The organism is Alteromonas lipotrueae (assembly GCF_019249255.1).
Classification (GTDB): Bacteria; Pseudomonadota; Gammaproteobacteria; order Enterobacterales; family Alteromonadaceae; genus Alteromonas; species Alteromonas lipotrueae.
In genome coordinates this window covers 721,234-742,735 of sequence record NZ_JAESDJ010000001.1, presented here as the reverse complement: position 1 = coordinate 742,735, position 21,502 = coordinate 721,234, and the positions used below count along the sequence as shown (strand labels likewise).

Here is a 21,502-nt window from a genome sequence, read left to right as displayed (position 1 = left end):
GATGAGTGATGTTCATTCGCAGTTAGCGTTACTGCAAACCAACGGGGTTAATTTGTCTACTGCTGAACTATTGCGGTATCAGCAGTTGGCAAAACTATTTAGTCTTTCTCCTAAGCGATCGCCACAAGCTCGTCTTGCAGGCAGCTATTTGACCAAGCACAAAGGTCGAGGCATGGAGTTTGACGAGGCTAGACATTACCAACCAGGTGACGACATTCGTGCAATCGACTGGCGTGTTACCGCCCGCACCGGTAAAACCCACACCAAAATATATCGTGAAGAGCGAGAACGCCCTGTATTTTTGTTTTGCGACTTCTCCCCTTCAATGATGTTTGGCACACGGTTACTGACTAAGTCTATGCAGGTTGCCCATATCTGTTCGTTAATAAGTTGGTCTGCAGCTGCTCACGGCGACAAAGTAGGCGCATTACTATTTAACCAAAGCCAGCACAAAGAAGTGAAGCCCCTTGCTCGTAAACGGGCTGTTTTGCATATTTGTCACGAATTGATGGACTTGCACGCCACCAGCCATGAACAGTTGGCGAATAAAGAAGCCGATACCCAATCCTTTGCCGATGCCTGTGCTCGACTTCGTCGTTTGGCTCGCCCAGGTAGCTTAGTGTATCTACTGTCTGATTTTCAGCATTTAGGCAGTGCGGCTCAGCAACATTTAAGTCAGCTTTCACGCCATTGCGAAGTGAGAGCCATTATAGTTGACGATCCTATTGAGCATACACTGCCTCAAACTCGCTCCATTCAACGGGTAAGTGTTTCCGATGGCATTAACCAACAGCGATGGTTATTAGGTGACAGAAAAGAAGAAGATACCTATCAACGTTGGCGTGAACAACAAAACAGTGTAATGGAACAATCACTTAAACAAGCTAATATTTCTCGTTACCATATTTCTGCGGGTCTGCCTATTGATACCCAAATTCAAGGCATGCAACAGGAGCGCTTTTGATGCAATCAGCCCAAGGTATGCCGCAAACCGATCCTCTTGCACAGCTTAAAGATATACATGTTCCTGACAATGTAGACGTCTGGCCTCTGGACTGGGGCTGGTGGTGCTTAATTGCGTTATTTTTAGCGGGGGCAATAAGCCTCATTGTTTATCTCGTCAAAAAGCATAAATTTAACAAGCCCCGTCGCGATGCACTAAAACTGCTTGGAAGTATCTCATCTTCAGATGAAAACTGGCCTATGCAAATCAACAATGTATTAAAACGTACCGCCGTGACGTATTTTACGCCCCAACAAGTTGCAGGGCTTTATGGTAACAGTTGGCATGAGTTTCTATTGAAAACGCTGCCAGACAGACGCAAAAATACGATGAGCGATTCACTATCAACGCTGCATTCGCAGCAGTACGTGCCCAAATGCGATAACAAACATTTTAACGAATGTAGTAAAGCTGCAAATGCGTGGGTGAAACACTTTAAAGTCACCTCGCCTTCGAATAATAAGAGATTGCGCGCTTCACAACAGCCATCATCGTTTGAACAGCAAAAAGGTAAGGAGGCAACCCATGCTTGAGTTCGCATGGTGGTGGGCTTTGTTCCTACTCCCCCTTCCTTTACTTGTTCGATACCTAGTGCCGGCAAAACCCCAGCACGTAATGGCTGCCCTACAAGTGCCTGCTTTAAGGCCGGGTATTCAAGAAACGCCATCACCGCTTAAAAGTAGCAAAATCCCGGTCGTTATTGCATCGCTAATTTGGCTCTGCGTGGTTATCGCAGCAGCACGTCCTCAATGGCTAGGTGAGCCAATTAGCATTCCAAGTGAAGGCCGAGAGATGATGTTGGCGGTAGATTTATCCGGCAGTATGAAAATTGACGACATGGAATTAAATGGCAGGCAAGTGAATCGTCTGACCATGACAAAGTCTGTGCTGTACGATTTTATCCAGCGCCGCGTGGGTGACCGTTTAGGCTTAATATTGTTTGCTGATACCGCTTATCTTCAAGCGCCACTTACTTATGACAGAGACACTGTTTCTACTTTACTGAGCGAATCCGTGATTGGTTTGGTGGGAGAACAAACCGCTATTGGCGATGCTATCGGTTTGGCTGTTAAACGGTTTGATGCAAAAGACGAATCGAACAATGTGCTTATTTTGCTTACCGATGGGCAAAATACCGCAGGTTTCATTACCCCTGAGCAAGCAAAAGAGTTGGCAGTAAATAAAAAAGTGAAGGTTTACACCATTGGCGTAGGCGCAGATAAAATGCTTATTCAAAGTTTCTTTGGTAGCCGACAGGTGAATCCCTCTCAAGAGTTAGATGAAGACATGTTAAGTGACCTTGCTACCTCAACTGGTGGTCAATACTTCCGTGCTAGAGACGTAAAAGAGCTAGAAGCCATTTATGCAAAATTAGACGCGCTAGAACCTATCCAAGGTGAAGCGAGGAAAATGCGACCGCTAACAGCCCTCTTCTACTTTCCATTGGCGGTAGCCTTTGCTTTATCTGCCTTATGGGCATTAATAATGATTGGAAGTACATTGATTAAATCACTGTCACGCACACCTATTACATCTAGCGATAAAAAGGAAAGTGTGTAATGGAAGACTTTACTAACAATGTCCATTTTTTGCGACCCGAGTGGTTTATAGCGCTTATTCCCGCGCTTATTCTCTATATAGCCCTTAAGCGAAATACGTCGAAAAAGTCGGGCTGGCAGTCGGTTATTCCGTCACATCTCTATCAGCATATGGTGGTAGGGAAATTTACGAAAGGACAGAAGCCCCCATTCTGGCTGCTTGCATTAGGATGGTTGCTTGCCGTTGTTGCCTTAGCAGGCCCTACATGGGAACGGCTACCGCAACCGGTTTACCAACTGAAAATGGGGCATGTCATCGTAATGGATATGTCGTTGTCGATGCGCGCTACCGACATTACCCCAGATAGACTTACCCGCGCTAAATATAAAGCCATTGATCTTGTAAACCAGATTGGTGAGGGTGAAATGGGATTAGTGGCCTATGCAGGCGACGCGTTTGTAGTGAGCCCACTCACTCAAGATGCAGCTAACATCACCACCCTACTTCCGAGCTTGTCACCGGAAATCATGCCCGTTCCTGGCAGCGACCCTTTGTTAGGCGTTGAAACCGCTGCTGAGTTATTGACGAACGCGGGCTACAGCAAGGGTATGATTTACTGGATAACCGATGGTATTGATTTACGCCAGCAACAGGAGCTTCAAGAATACGTTGCCGACTTATCTTTCACCTTAAATGCACTTGCTGTAGGTACAGATGACGGTGCCCCTATAAGGCAGATAACAGGTGAGTTACTTAAAGATAGAAGTGGCGCTATTGTGATCCCTAAACTTAATAGCAGTGCAGTCAATGCTATTGTCCGTGCTAGCGGCGGTAAATTTAGTGAAATCACCACTAATGATGACGATATTACTTCACTCGCTTCCTTGTCGTTACTCAATAGAGACAGCGAATCTGAGGAAGATGCGAGTGATACTGAAGGCGACCAATGGCGCGAGTTTGGCCCCTATCTATTATTGGGTTTACTTCCCTTAATAGCCCTTGGGTTTAGGCGCGGATTAGTGTTTGCAGTCATAGCAGCCATCTACATGCCGATGAGCAGTGAATCAGTAATGGCGCAATCTGTCGCCCAAGAACCACCGTCAGAGAATTCGACTTCCCCTTCTGTGTCGTGGTGGAAAAAACCTTTTTTAAATGCCAATCAAGAAGGGTTAGCAAACTACGCTGATAACGCATTTAATGAAGCAGCATCTACTTTTGAAGACCCTGCTTGGCAAGGCGCGGCACATTACAAGGCCGGCGACTACGAACAGGCACTTGTCGCTTATCAACAACAAGGCGGTATTGAAGGTTTATACAACCAAGGCAATGCATTGGCTCGGTTAGGCAAGCTAGATGAGGCCATCGCCAAATATGATGAAGTGTTATCACTAGATGCTAATTATCAAGACGCTGCAGAAAATAAAGCATTATTGGAACAGTTGAAGCAGCAACAAGAAGAACAAGAACAGCAAAATCAAGAAAATCAGCAATCGAATGAGGGTGACAACCAACAAAATTCTGGTGAAGGTGAAAATCAAGAAGGTAGCGACGATAGTAGCCAAGATAGCCAAAGTAATGATGGTTCAAACAGTGAAGACTCATCTGACGAAAATAGCGAGCAGAACGCGGCTGATAATCAGAATGCTAACGATGAAAATGATAGCCCAAATGATCCCCAATCTTCACAAAATGAAGGGGGTGAACAAGATGATACCCAGAACCCAAATGAGTCGGACGCGCAAAATGGTGCCAACGGTGAAGAAAACGACAAAGAAGACTCAGGCGCCCCTCAAAATACTGGAAATGAAGAAGGTACCGATGAAACCCAGCAAGAAACCGATGCAGCTATGGCTCAAGCTGGTGAGATGACAGATGCTGAAAAAGAACAACAGCAACGTCTTGAAAATTTAATGCGCAGAGTACCAGATGACCCCGCGTTCTTATTAAAACGAAAAATGCAATTAGAAGCGCAGAAGCGCCAAAGACAACGCATGCCTTCAAATCGGAGTGATTGGTAGATGAAAGCAATTTTATTCACTACAACCCTTTTCTTACTTTTACGCAGCATGGTTGTGCTGGCAGATGTGACTTCGGTTGAAGCCACCATCGATAAAAATCCGGTTATGCTTGATGAGGCTATTCGGTTAACCGTTGTGGCAAATGGCGGCGCAGATCGGGAGTCTTTTGATAGCTCAATATTACTAAAAGACTTCGTTGTTGGTAGAACATCCGTGAGCAGTCAAACATCTATTGTGAACTTTGATACCAAGAAAACAACGACCTGGACTACCACCCTCTTTCCGCGTAAAGAAGGTACGTTCACCATACCGCCTATAAGCATAGAAGGTAAAAAAACAGCGCCTATGTCGGTGAATGTTATTCCGGTTCAACAGTCTGATAATGTCGCGCGCGATTACTTTGTAACTACCGATATTGATTTAAAAGAAGCCTTTTTAAACCAACAGCTTTTCTATACCATAAAACTGCATTTGGCGACGAATATTGAGCGCGGTAGTCTGCAATCACCCACCATGCAAAACGCCGAAATAAAGCAGTTAGGTGATGACAAACAATATACCGACATTGTAAATGGTAGACGTTACCAAATTATTGAACGCCAGTTTGCCATTGTGCCCCAAGCATCAGGTGAATTTACCATTAGAGGGCCAGTTTTCACTGCAGAAGTGGCTGCCGCTAATACCAATCAACGTTTCGGTCTATTCAATCGAACTCAGCAAGTTAACCGTGTTGGACCCGACATTACGGTAAATATTAAACCGATCCCCGCGGGTATTGATTACCCCTGGTTACCCTCTGAAATGGCGCGGGTTGATGAAGAGTGGCCTCAAGGCGATGCCTTTGTAGTTGGCGAGCCTATTACTCGCGTGGTCACGCTTACGGCCCTAGGCGTGGTGGAAGAACAGTTACCAGAAATACCGGAGTTTTACCCTCCCCACTTTAAGTTGTATCCAGATCAATCCTCCACTACCACGGTAGAAAAAGACAGTACACTGATTGCACAGCGCAAAAGCTCACTGGCGGTGATCCCAACTCAAGCAGGCAGTTTTGTATTACCGGAAGTGACTATTCCTTGGTTTAATACCTTAACCGAGCAAACAGAGTATGCGACCATCCCTGCCCGCACAGTCACTGTTCAAGCAGCCAACGTTCAACCAGATGCTGGGGCAACGTCACCTACTATGCCTACACAGTCAGGTTTTGATAATCAACCGGCTAGTAACGCGACTTCAATTACCGCTAATCGAGCCGGAGCAACTGAAAGTGATAGCGGGCTAAATAGTGAATCACAACATTCAGTAGCCAATAATGGCGAAGCGCAAACTCCCCATTACTTAACTTGGCTATTTGCAGCCCTCTGGGTGATCACGGCTATCGCTTGGATAGTGACTTATCTAATGCAAAGAAGACAAAAAACAAATTATACGGCCGCTTCCGCTAATACTTTTTCAGTAGCGAATTCAGGTGATGAAGCGGCGGCATTTAAGTCGTTAATGGCGTCAGTAAAAGCGAGTAATACATCGGCAATTACACCAGCATTGCAAGCCTGGTTGAAGTGTTTATACCCCAATCAAAGAGGATTTATAAATCCATCCGACCACGGCGCAACTAGCGAGATTCAGTCTCATTTGAATGCATTGCAGCAAACACGGTTTAGTCAGTCGAAAAGCGATTGGAAACCCGAATCAATGCAAAGCGCAATTAAAAACGCCAGAGATTCTTGGTTAAAAAACAAGAAATCTGGTAAAAATACCTTAATTAATTTGTACCCCTCTACCTAGATACTGCGCAAAGGAAAGGCGCTTTACTTGGACTGCTAGGCACGAGTGGCTTAATAATAGGCATTAACTCGTGCCAAGGGTTACGAATTTTAAGATAAAGCTAAAAAATAGACGGTAGCAATACTACCGCGACCACCTAACCAGGAGAACTCATGAAAGCACCACTGTTATCGCTATCCCCCATTGCTATTGCAATGCTTGGGCTAATGGCATGTTCACCCGCGCCTGAAACAAACCAAACCACCAAGCAACCGGCCCCAGCAATAGAAACTGAAACTCAAACTGACTCCGCACGGGTTAATGCTTTTTTTGAGCGTACTTTCGAAGAAGACCTTAAAAGCTCGCCAATGTTTCAAAGCTACCTAGGCATTAAGTGGGACTACGACAAGTGGAATGATGTTTCGGAGGAGCAAAAAGAAAAGAACATAGCGAAAGCAAAAAATCGCCTAGAAACCATTGAAAGTTTTGATACTAGTACGCTGAGCGAGCAAGAGAAGTTGAGCCTACGATTATACAAGTTAGGTATCGAACGCGATTTAGCCAACGATGAGTTCCGCCATCATACCTATGTAGTACATCAATTTCGTGCCGCACATACGCAGGTGCCTAGTTTCTTAATTAATATACACGGCGTAAAAAGCAAAGAAGACGCCCAAGCTTATATAAGCCGTTTAGACAATGTGAGCGAGTATTTCAAGCAAGTCATTAGTCAGATGAAGCTACGTGAGCAAGCTGGCGTATTCCCCCCTGCTTGGGCTTATGATCAGATGATTGCTGCATCACAAAACGTGGTTACAGGCGCCCCTTTTGATACCAGCGATACGCCTTCCACTATTTGGGAAGACTTTAATGCCAAGGTTAATAACCTTGAGCTTGATGATGTAGAGAAAACAACCTTGTTGGGTGAAGCAAAAGCTGCGCTAGTTACTTCTGTTATGCCGGCTTACAAAGACTTTATTCAAGAATTAGAACATCAAAAAACCATTACCCCTGAAGGTGATGGTGTATGGCGCTTGCCTGATGGCGATAAATGGTATCAGAACCGCTTAAACTGGTTTACTACCACTGATTTAACCGCCGATGAAGTGCATCAAATAGGCCTTGATAATGTTGAGCGTATCCATACAGCTATGCGCGATATTATGAAAAAGGTGGAATTTGAAGGCACGTTGCAAGAGTTCTTCGTATTTATGCGTGAAGATGAACAATTTTATCTTCCTGCCACTGAAGCCGGACGTCAACAATATTTAGATGACGCAACAAAAGCCATTGACGATATGCGCGACGCACTACCAGATTACTTTGGCATTCTTCCTAAAGCGCCAATGGTGGTTAAACGTGTTGAAGCGTTCCGTGAGCAATCAGCCGGTAAGGCGTTTTACCAAAGCCCTGCGCAAGATGGCAGCCGCCCAGGCACTTATTACGCAAACCTTTACGACATGAGCGCAATGCCAACCTATCAACTAGAAGCATTGGCGTACCATGAAGGTATTCCAGGTCACCATATGCAACGCGCAATTGCACAAGAGCTGGAGGGTGTGCCTCAGTTCCAAAAATTCTTAAGCTTTACGGCCTACACCGAAGGTTGGGGGCTTTATTCCGAAGAGCTTGCTAGAGATATGGGCTTCTACCAAGACCCTTACTCTGACTTTGGCCGCCTTGCGATGGAATTATGGCGTGCATGCCGACTGGTTGTTGATACCGGTATTCATGCTAAAAAGTGGAGTCGCGAAGAAGCGGTAACCTACTTAGTTGAAAATACGCCTAACCCAGAATACGATGCACAAAAAGCGATTGAGCGCTATATCGCCATGCCAGGTCAAGCAACAGCCTACATGATTGGCAAGCTTAAAATTATGGAACTTAGAGAAAAAGCGATGGCTGAGCTAGGTGATAATTTCGACTGGGCCGGATTCCATGATGAAGTACTTAAGCATGGGCCTGTTCCGCTTTCAATCTTAGAAGAAAACATCGATGCTTGGATAGCCAGTAAGAAAGTAGGCTAAATCTGTAATATATTTTTAAACGCCTTTGTATTAAATCGGTGCGCTAGGCGATTTAATAACTAGGATTAGTGAGAATTAAAGCAGCCTTTAGGATAAGCCTTATGGCTGCTTTTTTTATGCCATAATAAAAAAAATAAAAAATAGCGGATTTTTTATGTTTGCACGAAATAGATCTGGAAGTAGTCGGGTCTTATCCAACATGAAAGCAAAACACAAACGATACGAAGCGCTCGTCAATGCGTTTCATGCAGATATATTTCGCTACGCGTACTGGCTGGTTAAAGACCGCTCGGTGGCGGAAGATATTGTGCAAGAAACCTTTTTAAGAGCATGGCGCTCACTCGACTCACTCAATGATGAAAAAGCGGCCAAGTCATGGTTAATTACCATATTGCGCCGCGAGAATGCGCGACGCTTTGAGCGCAAACAATTCGATACTGTCGATATCGATGATGTGTCGGTGCATGATGAAACTCAAGATGCAGAAGGCGATGTTCAAGACCGAGAGCTACACCGTTTATTGGGTGGGCTAAGTGACGAATACCGCGAGCCTCTGGTCTTGCAGCTTATATTTGGTTTTAGCGGTGATGAAATATCACAGCAACTGAATTTGAATAAAAATACCGTGATGACACGATTATTCCGTGCAAGAAACCAATTGAGAGAGGCATTAGAAAGGCAAAATGAACAGAGAGGTCAGGCAAATGGATGAATTAGAATTTAGGCGTCGAATTTACGCCGATCCAGAAACCACTGACAGTGATGTTATCGCCGCAGCGAAAGCTGATGAAAGCAAACGTAAATTCTGGAACGAACAAAAGCAATTCGATAAGCAGTTAAAACAAGCGGTAAAAGTAGATGTACCTGAAGACTTGAAGCATAAGCTCATCTGGCAGCAGTCGGCAAATGAATTTGCAAGCTATCAGAAAAGAAGTCGCTGGTATGTGGCCATGGCCGCCAGTATTGCCTTTACGGTGGGAATAGGTTTTACCATGTGGTATCACCAGCCGGTTAGTATTGGCGGGCAAGCACTTGCGCATATGCAATACGCAGAAACTGAGCGGGCGCATTCATTATTGCCAGTAGATTTAGAGCAAGTAAATGCAAAACTCGCCAGCTTTGGTGGCAGCTTTACAGACATGATTGGTGATGTTGAAGTGGTAAACTACTGTCACTTAAGCACAGTAAGAAGTTTGCACCTTATTGTTGATACCCCGCAAGGTAAAATGTCAGTGTTTATCGTGCCCGAGCGCGGTGATGTGAGAGTACCGGCTGAGTTTGAAGACAAGCAATACCATGGCGAAAGCATAAAAATGCATCACGCTAATATTATGGTGGTTGGTAATAAAGGTGCTGACTTAACTGAAATGAAAAAAGCCGTTACCGACAAGATTCACTTTTCTGCCTAGCCTATTCTGTATTAGCTTTGGCTGTTTTAGCTAAGATTGAATAGTTTAACGGTATTCAGTAAACCCATTTTTTATCGGCCCTAGCGGCCGATTTTTTATACCTGTGTATATGATTAGCTATATTTACATGACGTCGGATATTTCAACACTGAGCAGCTTACTTTATACTATCGACTAATAAGAATAACATCTGGTTTCGTTTTCGCTGCTATAGAGCTAATCCTAGCGGTAGTAAGAAAACGAGTATTACCCTATGAATATACGCTTTAGCCGTGCGGCTTCACCTCTATTTCACTTCTTTTTTCAGAAGACCCGCTTCTGTCTTTTCGTAGTAATAGTCTCTCTTACCTCCGTTAATGCTGTTGCAAACAACTTTCTTAGCGAAGAAGAGAAATTTCGCAAATTAGGCAATCTTGTTAACACCGTCATGTATATGTGGAATAGCCCTCCTGGGCTGAATAATGATGAGATTACTCAATTAATCATAGCGAGCGAAATTCAACAGGACTCATCAGCGATTGGAAAGGTAATCAAAACCGTTCTTTACCACTTAGACGCTTCTTTATCTACATCAGGCTCGAAGCTTCCCTTAGATTTGGTTGACGAAGCATCGCCAGATGATTGGACGTATCTCAAGAACATTAATGCAAGTCGGTATTTTGCTTTAAAAGCAGTCTTTATTATGTATAAAACTGCGAATGCGCATTTAGAAACTAGTGAACGTTTAGAATATAGTATTCCCCTACTCTATTCGCTCAAACAAGAAGCCTTAAAAACCACAGATCATCATGCGGTCGCCATTACTAGCATCTGGCTTGCTATGGAATACTCCGAAATAAACCAAATGAAAGCGGTCGTGGAAATTGAATATGCACTGCCCTTTTTGAAACATTTCGATAAAGAGTACAACCTAGAGACTGCACTTAATAAAAGAATGGCGCATTCATGGCTCGCCGATGCTTACACCAATCTAAATATTTATAGTCGCGCTGTCGCTCACCAGAAATTCGTCATAGAAGATAGCAAGGAACATGATATTGCGACGTCATACGTTTATGTCGGATTAATCAATAGTCTAAACCACTTACAAAGATTTGACGATGCTTTCACAATGGTGGACGAATCAGAGCTAGTTTCTATCGAAAATCGAAGTGTTCAACAAACGCTATTCAGTTTATGGTTAAGAGTCAGTGTTTACCTTCACCGAGATAAACAGGGCGATCGTGAGAAAATAGCGGCGCTAACTGAAAACTTATCTCATTTTGAGGGTGTTACACTTCCCACAGACATAAATCTATTGCCCGTGTTATCTTCTCTTCAAGCAACGCACTTGGCACTTAAAGGCAGTGGCACTGAATTTGAAATGGCTATGGATGCGTTAACGTCGGATTTTGATTTACAAGCCAAGAATTCTTCTTACAGTTCGTCAATTTTGCTAACCAAGCACGCCCATCTTAGGGATCTACATAGATTAAGGGGAAATTTCAAAAAAGCGCTTTTCCATCAACATCGATACGATTTTCTTAGAAACCAGCCAAATAGATCAGTTAAACACTTGGATGAAATAAACATCGATTCACCGTTGCAACGAGACATTACCATTAACAAGTTGCAAGAAATGGCACGATTAAAAGACAAACAAACCTTAAAGTTAAAAGCGGAGCGATTCCAAGCTCTCACTTTTGCGTTAGTTGCCGTGATGTCGACGTTTTTACTATTCTGGTTTTGGCGTAGACAGCGCTCCCGTGCTCAAGCTAGTGAAATTGATGATTTGACTGGTGCTCTTGTCAGGAGGGCCATGTTTAAGGCAATTGCGAAACCTATGTCTAGCAAGGTGACATCTTGTTTAGTGCTTCTCGACTTAGACCATTTCAAAAAAGTAAATGACAGGTACGGTCATGTGGTAGGTGATGAAGTACTAACAAAATTTGGGAAAGTTGTCCGCCAACGAATTAGAAAGACAGATAAGTTCTGCCGCTATGGCGGGGAAGAATTCTTATTGTATCTACACGATACAACAGAAGAAAACGCGAAAGCCTTGCTAGAAGACGTAAAAATTTCGATAGAGAGCCATCAAGATTGGTCAACAACTGAGGCGACTTTCAGTGCCAGCTTCTCGGCCGGTGTCATTCAGGTAAAAAGTGAGCGAAATATCAATAAGATTATAAAGGCATGCGATAACTTGCTCTACCGCGCCAAAAGTGCCGGTAGAGGTAAGATAGAAACCATGTCGTTCCCCGCTTATTTGAACGAGAATTTATAACATTCACTCCCATTTTGAATCTGTCAGCTTTCTGAATTTAGCAAACTTTATTGGGGTTTATACGTACTCAAGATATTCAAGGTTAATGACTTACGTAGAGAGTCTTTGCTATTGATGGTAGCATTGCATGAAAAAACATAGGGAATTTATATGGCTACGGGTACGATCATTTCATTGGGACTCTATTTTGCTGTCATGCTGGGTATCGGTCTTTTCGCTTACCGGCAAACAGATACGAATGTAGAAGGCTACATGTTAGGTGGCCGGCAACTCGGCCCTGCGGTTACTGCGCTATCAGCTGGTGCATCAGACATGAGCGGATGGATGCTCATGGGTCTTCCCGGTGCGATGTACGTTTCAGGTCTTTCCGCTGCGTGGATAGCCGTTGGCCTTGTACTTGGTGCATTAGCCAATTACATTTTAGTTGCGCCTCGTTTGAGGGTTTACACCGAGGTTGCTAATAATTCGATTACCCTTCCTGATTATTTTGAAAACCGTTTTGCTGACAACTCTCGATTACTTCGTGTTATTGCCTCTGTGGTTATTGTTATTTTCTTTACCCTTTATACTTCGTCGGGCGTAGTCGCTGGCGGAAAGCTATTTGAGACCTCATTCGGTCTTTCCTACGAAGTTGGCTTATATGTAACTGCAGGCGTAGTAGTTGCTTACACACTAGTAGGCGGCTTTATGGCGGTGAGCATGACCGATTTCGTGCAAGGCTGTATCATGTTCATATCATTGATACTCGTGCCTGCAGTGGTCATCACTGAACTTGGTGGTATAGGCGCTTCTATTAACGCCCTGGATAGTATCAGTCCAGCCCTCTTCAATGCCTTTATGGATGCGTCTACTAATGAGGCCATCTCGGTTATTGGTATCATATCCCTGATGTCTTGGGGTTTTGGTTATTTCGGACAACCACACATTATTGTACGTTTTATGGCAATCCGTTCTGTTGAAGACATTCCCACCGCACGTAGAATCGGCATGAGTTGGATGATAGTTTCTATTATTGGTGCGCTCATGACAGGCTTGTTTGGGCTGGCCTACGTTACTGGTAATGGAAATAGTATCGACCCTGAAACCATTTTTATCTACCTTTCACAAATCCTGTTCCACCCACTTATTGGTGGATTCCTACTTGCGGCTATTTTAGCGGCCATTATGAGTACTATTTCTTCACAGTTATTAGTGACATCAAGTTCTCTGACGAGTGACTTTTACCAAGCGTTTATCAGACGTGATGCGTCCGATAAAGAGTTAGTAATTGCTGGGCGCGGCAGTGTGGTAGCTGTTGCCTTGGTCGCTATATTTCTCGCTTATGACAGAGACAGCAGTATTCTAGATTTGGTGAGTAATGCATGGGCAGGCTTTGGTGCTGCATTTGGCCCGCTAGTATTATTCAGCTTGTTTAAACGTGAAATGACCCGTCGTGCAGCCCTTGGCGGTATGGTTGTAGGTGCAGTGACCGTATTATTATGGATTTACCTACCAGTGACAATTAATGGAGAATCGTTAGGAAGCTGGATGTACGAAATTGTACCTGGGTTCATTCTATCTAGTCTGACCATTTTAATATTGAGCAAATCAGGGACGCCTCGAGAAGGGGTACTTGAAACCTTCGATGCTTTTCAGAAGAAACTTGAATCTCATCGGTAACTCGCTTAAACCTTTTAATTAGCTAGTCAATAACATCGCCAAAAGCCCCGTACAACGGGGCTTTTTTATACATTCCTCAAACTGTATTAAGCGCCCTTTTCTCACTGCAGTAGCTACTGATTATGCGTCTTGGCCGACAGATAAGACCGCGCTTATGCCCAATTTATATGACACTTTTATTTCTTGGTATAAGCCAGCTATTTTAAATAGCAAAATCGCATACTACATTGAGAATTAAATGTGTTATTGTTCTATGCATAAAAATAACTCGCATATAACTTAATCTTATATAACATAAATCGGACTCGAAAATGACTGCAAGTATCCCGTCTGTTACGCATCTGAAACAACTCGAAGCCGAGAGTATTCAAATTTTCCGTGAAGTTGCTGCGGAGTTTGATAATCCGGTAATGCTTTATTCTGTTGGAAAAGACTCTTCGGTGTTGTTGCATTTAGCGCGCAAAGCTTTTGCTCCTGGTAAAATTCCATTTCCATTGCTTCACGTTGACACTACGTGGAAATTCCAAGAAATGATTGAGTTTCGTGACCAGCAAGCCAAGAAACATGGTTTCGATTTGCTAGTACACATTAATGAAGAAGGCGTTGAACAAGGCGTAGGCCCGTTCTCACATGGTTCAGCAAAGCACACTGATATCATGAAAACTGCTGCGCTTAAGCAAGCCTTAAACAAATATAAGTTTGATGCTGCCTTTGGTGGGGCGCGTCGTGACGAAGAAAAATCTCGCGCGAAAGAGCGTGTTTACTCATTCCGTGATAGCAACCACCGTTGGGATCCTAAAAACCAACGTCCTGAGCTTTGGAACATCTACAACTCGCAAGTTAACCCAGGTGAAAGCATCCGTGTATTCCCTATGTCTAACTGGACTGAGCTTGATATCTGGCAATACATTTACTTAGAAAACATCGACATTCCTCAGCTTTACTTGTCGAAACCTCGCCCTGTTGTAGAGCGTGATGGTGTATTGATTATGGTTGATGACGAACGTATGCCAATGAACGAAGGCGAAACGCCTGAAATGCGTTCAGTACGCTTCCGTACACTGGGTTGTTACCCATTAACTGGTGCGGTTGAATCTACTGCGGCTACCTTGCCAGAAGTAATTCAAGAAATGCTACTTACTAAGACTTCCGAGCGTCAAGGCCGCGTGATCGATCACGATAGTTCTGGCTCTATGGAGAAGAAGAAAATGGAAGGGTATTTCTAATGGCCACCGACAACGTTGTTTGGCACAAGCATGAGGTGAATAAAACCACCCGCGCTGCAAAGCTGAATCAATCGCCTCGCGTGTTCTGGCTTACCGGCCTAAGTGGTTCTGGCAAGTCGACGTTGGCCAACTTGCTTGAGAAGAAACTTCACGAGCAAGATAAGCACACTTACCTATTAGATGGTGACAACGTGCGTCATGGCTTGTGTGGCGACTTAGGCTTTAGCGATAAAGACCGCGTGGAAAATATTCGCAGAATTAGTGAAGTTGCAAAACTGTTTGTAGATTCTGGCACGCTGGTATTAACAGCGTTCATCTCTCCTTTTAAAGCGGATCGCGACTATTGCCGTGGCCTTTTAGAAGACGGTGAGTTCGTTGAAGTGTTTATCGACACACCTATCGAAGTGTGTGAAAAGCGCGACCCGAAAGGGCTTTATAAAAAAGCGCGTAGCGGTGAGATTAAAGATTTCACTGGTATCGACTCTGCTTATGAAGCACCGGAAAAGCCTGAGATACATTTAACGTATCAAGATGAACCTGCAGAGCAAACTGCTGAACGCTTATATGCGTTACTGCAAGAAAAAGGACTTGTGTAATGGCCCAGGCTAATACAATGACTAATACACTGGCACAAACCATTCTTCGCATTGCTAAAGAAGCAGGCGATAAGATAATGGCGATTTACGATAAAGATTTCGCCATTTACGAAAAACAAGATACTAGCCCGCTAACCGAAGCTGACTTGGCGGCGCACAACGTAATTGTTGATGCCCTTGGAAAAGAATCCGACCTTCCTATTTTATCCGAAGAATCGGCAGATATTTCATGGGATGAGCGCAAACAATGGCAGTCTTACTGGCTTGTTGATCCGCTTGACGGCACGAAAGAATTCATTAAAAAGAATGGTGAATTCACGGTGAACATTGCGTTGATTGAAGACGGCAAACCTACCATGGGTGTGGTGTACGCACCAGCACTTAACAAAAGTTATGTAGGCATTGTGGGTGAAGGCGCATGGACTGAAATAGATGGCGAATTTACTGCTATTTCTGCACGTAAACACGATGGTGCTGAAGTATGGAAGATTGTAGGAAGTCGCTCTCACCAAAGCCCCGAAATTCAAAATTTACTGTCTCAACTAGAGGGTGAAACTGAATTAGTGGCCATGGGTAGTTCATTAAAGTTATGCCTAGTGGCTGAAGGTGAAGCTCACCTTTATCCTCGCTTAGGCCCAACATCTGAGTGGGACACAGGTGCAGCCCATGCTGTAGCCCTAGCCGCAGGTGCCAATGTAACTGTGCTAGACCCAAACGATCCGTTAAATGACAACGCCGACGCTCTTACTTACAACCAAAAAGAGTCTGTGTTAAACCCCTTTTTCCTTGTGAGCGCATAACATGAACAACGAAAACAATTTATTAAAGCAAGACATACTGTCTTACCTTGAGCAACACGAACAAAAAGACATGCTACGTTTCCTTACATGCGGAAGTGTAGATGACGGTAAAAGTACCCTAATCGGTCGCCTACTTCATGACTCAAAAATGATTTATGAAGACCAACTTGCTGCCATTACTAAAGACAGCAAAAAGTCAGGTACGACTGGCGAGAAAGTCGATTTAGCCTTATTGGTTGATGGCCTTCAGTCAGAACGTGAGCAAGGTATTACGATTGACGTAGCCTACCGCTACTTCTCTACCGACAAGCGTAAGTTTATTATTGCCGATACTCCGGGGCACGAACAGTACACGCGTAACATGGTAACTGGCGCATCTACTTGCGACCTTGCCATCATACTTGTTGATGCTCGTGGCGGCGTAAAAGTGCAAACTAAACGTCACTCTTTCCTCGTATCTTTGTTAGGTATTAAGCACGTTATTGTTGCTATCAACAAAATGGACTTAATGGATTACTCTGAAGAAGTGTACAACCAGATTCAGCAAGACTATCTGAAATTTGCAGAGCAATTGGATATTCCAGATATTCAGTTCGTACCGCTTTCTGCACTTGAAGGTGACAACGTAGTAAACGTGAGCGAACACACACCATGGTTCGATGGTATTCCGCTTATGCAGATGCTAGAGAACACGAAAATTGGTGAAGACGATAATCACGATGATTTTCGCTTCCCTGTTCAATACGTTAACCGCCCTAACCTAGATTTTCGTGGCTTTGCAGGTACGGTGGTATCTGGTCAAATTGAACCAGGCGACGAAGTAACTGCACTTCCTTCTGGTAAAACGTCGAAAGTAAAATCAATTGTGACTTTTGAAGGCGACCAAGAGCGTGCTTACGTACCTCAAGCGGTTACCCTTACGCTGGAAGATGAAATTGATATTTCACGTGGCGACATGATTGTTAAGTCAGGTAACTTACCGCTACTTTCTACTCAATTTAAAACACATTTGGTATGGATGGACGAAGAGCCACTTATGCCAAACAAGCAGTTCTTGTTTAAGTTTGCGACCAAGTCAACAACAGGTGTTGTGTCTCATATCGATAACCAAATTGATGTGAACACCCTTGAAGAAAAAGACGCGATGCACCTTAACTTGAATGAAATTGGTGTGGTAGATGTGAAATTTACCCAATCCGTCGCGTGCGACCCGTACAAGCGTAATCGCCCTACTGGTTCTTTCATCGTTATTGATCGCATGACTAACAGTACTGTTGGCGCAGGTATGATCATTGATGAACTTGCTAAAGATGCACAACACGCTTCTCCAGACTTCTCAGAGTTTGAATTAGAGTTTAATGCGCTAGTACGTAAGCACTTCCCTCATTGGAGCGCTGTGGACATTAGCAAGCTGTAAAAGCAGGACTGGAAAATATATGGATATTAACCAGTTTATCGTGCTGGCGATTTTCGCCAGCACGATTTTTGCGCTGATTTTTTCAAATCAGCGCCCGTCTACTGTTTTTTCAGGCGCCGTGTTATTACTATTGGTTTCACAACAATTGTCACTTGATGACATTTTGTTGAACCTAACCAACAAAGGGCTGATTACCCTTGTCTTGCTGTTGCTCGTCAGCAGTGCAATAGATAAAACTGCGTTAATAAAGCGTATTGGTAGAAAACTAGTGAGTACGAGCTTCTCTAAGTCGTATTGGAAGTTGTTTTCACTCACCTTCATTTCATCAGCGCTGTTAAACAATACCGCTATTGTGGCCAGCCTTATAGGCCCTATTAAGCAAAACCAATATCACCCTGCTTCGCGTTTACTTATTCCGCTTTCTTATGCCGCTATTTTAGGTGGAACCGTTACCTTAATTGGTACTTCAACCAACCTGATTGTCGATAGCTTTTTACAAGAGCATGGACACCCTGGCTTTAACTTTTTCGACTTCACATTATACGGGCTAGTGGCCGGTTTAAGCTGCGGCGTACTGATGTTTGTGCTTACACCGTTACTGCCTAATATTGCGAACAAGAATGACAACTACCAAGAGTACATGGTGGAAGCTAAAGTAAATACGGGTTCAGAGCTCATTGGCAAAACCGTTGAACAAAACCACCTTCGTAACTTACCTGAATTATTTTTGGTTGAAGTGGTTCGCGACGGAAACCTTATTTCTCCCGTGGGCCCCGACTTAGTGATTGCAGAAAACGATAAACTTATCTTTACCGGCAATGTTCAAAAGCTTGATAACTTAAGCCACATAAAAGGGTTAACCACCTTTGCCGAAACCGATGGTATTTTGCGTGAAAGCTTAACGGAAGTGGTTGTGGCAAACCGCGCACAAATTATTGGGCAAACCATTAAAAACCTCGGTTTTAGGGCATTGTTCGATTCGGCCGTAGTGGCTATTCGCCGTGACGGCGAGCAACTATCAGGTAAGCTCGGTGAAATTAAGCTTAAAGCGGGTGATTTTCTGTTGCTTGCGGCTGGGCCAGATTTCAATACGCGACAAAATTTAAGTAAAAACTTCTTTATATTGTCTGAGCAGAAAATCTCTCGCCCGCTAACCAATCGACAGGAATGGATAACCCTTGGTGGATTTCTAACTGTAGTGACGTTAGCCGCGGCAGATATTATTTCACTTGCGATGGGTTTGTTGTTTTTGGCGGCTGTATTGATTGGCTCTAAGGTAACAAACAACGGTGAGATGAAGCGTAATTTACCGCTGAACCTTATTATTGTGATTGTTGGGGCGTTAAGCTTAGCCACCTCATTAGAGTCGTCGGGCGTTATTGCCATTTCGACTGCGCAGTTAATTCCCTACTTAGCCGACACCGATTGGTTTATTGCGTTAATCGTGGTGTATTTTACTACCCTACTGTTAACCGAATTTGTGACCAATAACGCAGCAGCTGCGCTCATGTTCCCCTTTGCATATGGGCTGGTTGAAATCATCGGTGCCCCACTTATGCCGTTTGCGTTATCGGTTGCTTTTGCAGCGAGTGCTAGCTTTATATCGCCGTTTGGATACCAAACTAACCTGTTAGTGTTTAATGCGGCTAATTATAAATTTAGCCATTTTATCCGAATAGGGTTACCTATCTCGCTACTGTATAGCGCAATCGTGCTCTGCTTATTGAACTTAACGTATTTAAGTCATTAAACGATACCCCCTTTACGAAGTATCAGTTACGCAATAGACGATGTTATCAAAAGGCCAGTATTTAATACTGGCCTTTTTACGTTTGTGGCATTGCTGTGAGCACGGTTAAGTTTCTCAACTAGGCTCTCGACACAAGTTTTTACTAAAAACAGGTACAGTTCTTTAAACAGCTCCTGTACTTAGCTTCGCTATATCAGTAACCTAACCCAAACGAATATAATATTTTATCTCGGAGCAACGGATGCAGTCAGTATCAAACCCCTTTCAAGCGTGTAACGATATATTCTTTCGGCCCAATGGCGTATTTAAAGCGGTTGGCGAAAAAAACAATTGGAGTTGGTTTCCTTTTCTTATTGTTATGATGATGACGTTGGCGTCTCAATATCTATACGTTAACTTCGTTGATATTGAATGGTTTGCGAATATTAATATTGCCGCCCAAGATGCAATGAGTCCCGCAGAAGAAGACCAAATGCGCGCCTTTTTCACCAGAAACACCCTAATGCTGACCCAATTACTAGGCGCATTCTTTGCACTTACTGTGGTTAACGCTATTTTTGCCGTTTATTTGAATTTAACGACACGCAGTGATGACAGTCACGTTTTTGGTTTTACAGACTGGTATGGCTTTACGTGGTGGGTATCTATGCCTTACGTAGTAACAGGCCTTATCGCGGCGACACTAATTATGTTTGCGAGCGATCATCAAATATCACCGGCAATACTTGCTCCACTGTCACTTTCTTACCTACTCGGTGTCGAAATGACATCACCATGGTTTGCATTTGCTCAAGCTATTCGTGTTGAGTTATTTTGGACTATCTATCTCACCATGGTAGGTATTACCCAATGGACCTCATTTTCTACGAAAAAGGCGGCAATTATTGCTTCTGCTCCATACGTAGTGATTTACGGTATTTGGGGTGTGTTCGCGCTTATCTAGTATGCTATACCACTTACAACGCGCTTCTTACACCTAAGCTTGGGGTAAGAAGCGCGTTGCAGGTACTAACACAAAAAGTGTGAGACCTTGTATTGAACTTACTGTGCTGAATTGACGATTTTGATTGAAGGGTGTTGGTTTAAGGGGATCGTCGCCAGTATGCCCTCATCAATCTATTATCAAAACGTCGTTATGTCGAAAAGCGGTAACTGAATAGAAGGTTTCGCCCCCGCCCTAAGGGGCCTAAAGTATTCACTATTGTTATAAAAAGCTTCATCTTGGTTTTCGTACCACCCTGGTACGCCAAGCAAAGGAATAGGCTTTAGTAGCGGAGCTTTGTTAAACGCATCAAGCTCAGTAATACGTTTCACCAACGATTTGTCTACCTCTCGGCGCTGTTCCCATTTATTCATCTCGCTAAACCCTTTAGGCACATTCACTGCCAACCACTTCCCCGTAAGTCCGATAAAAGGCGAGAGCATCATCTCAAGGTTTGCATGCCCAAAAATAAAGGGGGTCATGTGGGATCCCCACTCATGTCTATGAATAACAAAGCTATCCTGCCATTGATGTTGGGCTAACGTATTCAGCAACATGTTGGATTTACTGGCATCCCCTTCCTCAAGCGCCAGTACTACGCCGCATTCGTCAAAATGCGTAATGCGGTTTCGTCGCTCGGTTCTTGGGTGTGTGCCATGGTGCGCAATATCTTGCATGTGTAGCGTATTCAGTAACGCTTTTGTAGCGGGAAATTGTATCCAAATAAGTGCATTGAACAAATCATGCCAGCTATTTTCCCGCGTAGGTACGCAGTTATCACTCGCGATAATTTCTTCATAGTAACGGCTATCGTTTTCACTGCTGTTTGTATCACAGCTGTTATCACTTATCTTGTTAAGATCCCCTTGTGCTATAAACACAGGGCCCTGCCATTGCGGCTGAAATACTTCACGTAAACGATTGAGTTTTGCAGCACTAGGAAAGTCAGTGTCGTCTAATAACATAAACTCTTTCAACAGCGTATGTACGGGTAAAGACGCATTATCTTGAATATGGTGTTTACACCAAGGAGTAACAGGTATTGGCATACT

General features: G+C 43.8%; 17 protein-coding genes. 16 read left to right on the top strand and 1 reads right to left on the bottom strand.

Translation table 11 applies throughout. From position 1 onward, the window contains the following. The first annotated feature begins 1 nt into the window (after position 1). From KYS23_RS03165 to KYS23_RS03090, 16 genes are all read left to right on the top strand, one after another. Entirely contained in the window at positions 2 to 964 is a 963-nt protein-coding gene (locus KYS23_RS03165; RefSeq protein WP_159529671.1) for a DUF58 domain-containing protein, read from the top strand. Beyond that, positions 964 to 1,536: a DUF4381 domain-containing protein gene (locus KYS23_RS03160; RefSeq protein ID WP_159529669.1), complete on the top strand. Its 573-nt coding sequence runs from the start codon at positions 964 to 966 to the stop codon at positions 1,534 to 1,536. The genes KYS23_RS03165 and KYS23_RS03160 overlap by 1 nt, the downstream gene beginning before the upstream one ends. Then, positions 1,529 to 2,563 (top strand): vWA domain-containing protein, encoded by a 1,035-nt coding sequence (locus tag KYS23_RS03155; RefSeq protein ID WP_218418029.1) that lies wholly within the window; start codon positions 1,529 to 1,531, stop codon positions 2,561 to 2,563. The genes KYS23_RS03160 and KYS23_RS03155 overlap by 8 nt, the downstream gene beginning before the upstream one ends. Next, positions 2,563 to 4,560: a vWA domain-containing protein gene (locus KYS23_RS03150; RefSeq protein ID WP_218418028.1), complete on the top strand. Its 1,998-nt coding sequence runs from the start codon at positions 2,563 to 2,565 to the stop codon at positions 4,558 to 4,560. The genes KYS23_RS03155 and KYS23_RS03150 overlap by 1 nt, the downstream gene beginning before the upstream one ends. Beyond that, entirely contained in the window at positions 4,561 to 6,342 is a 1,782-nt protein-coding gene (locus tag KYS23_RS03145) for a BatD family protein (RefSeq protein ID WP_159529663.1), read from the top strand. 152 nt (positions 6,343 to 6,494) lie between these two features. Continuing rightward, a complete protein-coding gene (locus KYS23_RS03140; RefSeq protein ID WP_218418027.1) occupies positions 6,495 to 8,348 on the top strand; it encodes a DUF885 domain-containing protein in 1,854 nt (617 codons plus the stop codon). A gap of 154 nt (positions 8,349 to 8,502) precedes the next feature. After that, positions 8,503 to 9,060 carry a sigma-70 family RNA polymerase sigma factor gene (locus KYS23_RS03135; protein WP_129737289.1) on the top strand — a complete coding sequence of 186 codons (558 nt, stop codon included), beginning with the start codon at positions 8,503 to 8,505 and terminating at the stop codon, positions 9,058 to 9,060. After that, positions 9,053 to 9,757, top strand: a complete 705-nt coding sequence (locus tag KYS23_RS03130; RefSeq protein WP_159529659.1) for a DUF3379 family protein — start codon at positions 9,053 to 9,055, stop codon at positions 9,755 to 9,757. Before KYS23_RS03135 ends, KYS23_RS03130 begins: the two co-directional genes overlap by 8 nt. 253 nt (positions 9,758 to 10,010) lie before the next feature. Further along, positions 10,011 to 12,020, top strand: a complete 2,010-nt coding sequence (locus KYS23_RS03125) for a GGDEF domain-containing protein (RefSeq protein ID WP_218395415.1) — start codon at positions 10,011 to 10,013, stop codon at positions 12,018 to 12,020. A gap of 150 nt (positions 12,021 to 12,170) precedes the next feature. Further along, positions 12,171 to 13,679, top strand: a complete 1,509-nt coding sequence (putP, locus tag KYS23_RS03120) for a sodium/proline symporter PutP (RefSeq protein ID WP_218418026.1) — start codon at positions 12,171 to 12,173, stop codon at positions 13,677 to 13,679. A gap of 311 nt (positions 13,680 to 13,990) precedes the next feature. Next, the gene (gene cysD / locus KYS23_RS03115) at positions 13,991 to 14,905 is read left to right on the top strand and encodes a sulfate adenylyltransferase subunit CysD (RefSeq protein ID WP_013784935.1); all 915 of its coding nucleotides are present in this window, start codon (positions 13,991 to 13,993) and stop codon (positions 14,903 to 14,905) included. After that, complete coding sequence (gene cysC / locus KYS23_RS03110) at positions 14,905 to 15,501, top strand: adenylyl-sulfate kinase (protein ID WP_159529653.1); 597 nt, start codon at positions 14,905 to 14,907, stop codon at positions 15,499 to 15,501. Before cysD ends, cysC begins: the two co-directional genes overlap by 1 nt. Positions 15,502 to 15,518: 17 nt before the next feature. Next, a complete protein-coding gene (cysQ, locus tag KYS23_RS03105; RefSeq protein ID WP_129740574.1) occupies positions 15,519 to 16,301 on the top strand; it encodes a 3'(2'),5'-bisphosphate nucleotidase CysQ in 783 nt (260 codons plus the stop codon). Position 16,302: 1 nt separating this feature from the next. After that, positions 16,303 to 17,718: a sulfate adenylyltransferase subunit CysN gene (gene cysN / locus KYS23_RS03100; protein ID WP_218395423.1), complete on the top strand. Its 1,416-nt coding sequence runs from the start codon at positions 16,303 to 16,305 to the stop codon at positions 17,716 to 17,718. 19 nt (positions 17,719 to 17,737) lie between these two features. Then, positions 17,738 to 19,468, top strand: coding sequence for an SLC13 family permease (locus KYS23_RS03095; protein ID WP_159529649.1), 1,731 nt, complete (start codon positions 17,738 to 17,740; stop codon positions 19,466 to 19,468). A gap of 241 nt (positions 19,469 to 19,709) precedes the next feature. After that, the gene (locus KYS23_RS03090) at positions 19,710 to 20,411 is read left to right on the top strand and encodes a YIP1 family protein (protein ID WP_159529647.1); all 702 of its coding nucleotides are present in this window, start codon (positions 19,710 to 19,712) and stop codon (positions 20,409 to 20,411) included. Between the two features lie 179 nt (positions 20,412 to 20,590). On the opposite strand, the gene KYS23_RS03085 is transcribed toward KYS23_RS03090, so the two are convergent. After that, a complete protein-coding gene (locus KYS23_RS03085; RefSeq protein ID WP_218418025.1) occupies positions 20,591 to 21,499 on the bottom strand; it encodes a DUF3025 domain-containing protein in 909 nt (302 codons plus the stop codon). Between the last annotated feature and the right edge of the window lie 3 nt (positions 21,500 to 21,502).